The 583-nt window shown below is 68.3% G+C and carries 1 protein-coding gene; it reads right to left on the reverse strand.

Annotation, left to right across the window (positions count from 1 at the left end):
- Positions 1-25: 25 nt before the first annotated feature.
- On the reverse strand, positions 26-583 hold a 558-nt coding region (locus CA236_RS18605; protein WP_164519005.1), incomplete at its 5' end, for a transposase.

Consider the following 583-nt stretch of genomic DNA (forward strand, 5'->3'; position numbering starts at 1 on the left):
GTAAGCGTGGCGTGAGGACCGCAGTTTATGCGGCTTGGGCTGTTGGCTGATCTGTCTGGGGCACCCAGTTCCACGGCATCAGCTCGTCCCAGCGGGTGGCGGGCCAGTCGCCGGCGACCCTGGCGATGACATCGGCGATATAGGCCTGCGGGTCGACGCCGTTGGCCTTGCAGGTCTGGATGACGGTGTAGATGGCGGCGGCTCGCTCGCCGCCTGCGCGCGAACCCGCGAACAGCCAGTTGCGCCTTCCCACGGCGACGCCGCGCAGGGCCCGCTCCGCGATGTTGTTGTCGATCTCCAGACGCCCGTCACCCAGGAAGCGGCACAGCGCCGGCCAGCGTTTGGTGCCATAGGCGATGGCTTTGGCCATGTCGGACTTGGGCGACAGGCGGCGAAGGGCAGCGTCGAGCACCTCGCGCAAGGCGTCGACCAGCGACTGGCTTCGTTCCTGTCGCGCTCGACGGCGTACATCCGGCGGCTGACCACGCACCTCCGCCTCGACGGCATAGAGCGCGCCGATGCGCTCCAGGATATCGGTGGTCAGCGGCGTGGAGAGGCGCTCGTGCAGGTCGAACACCTTGCG

It is taken from the genome of Sphingomonas sp. ABOLG (genome assembly GCF_003950435.1).
GTDB classification, from domain to species: domain Bacteria; phylum Pseudomonadota; class Alphaproteobacteria; order Sphingomonadales; family Sphingomonadaceae; genus Sphingomonas; species Sphingomonas panaciterrae.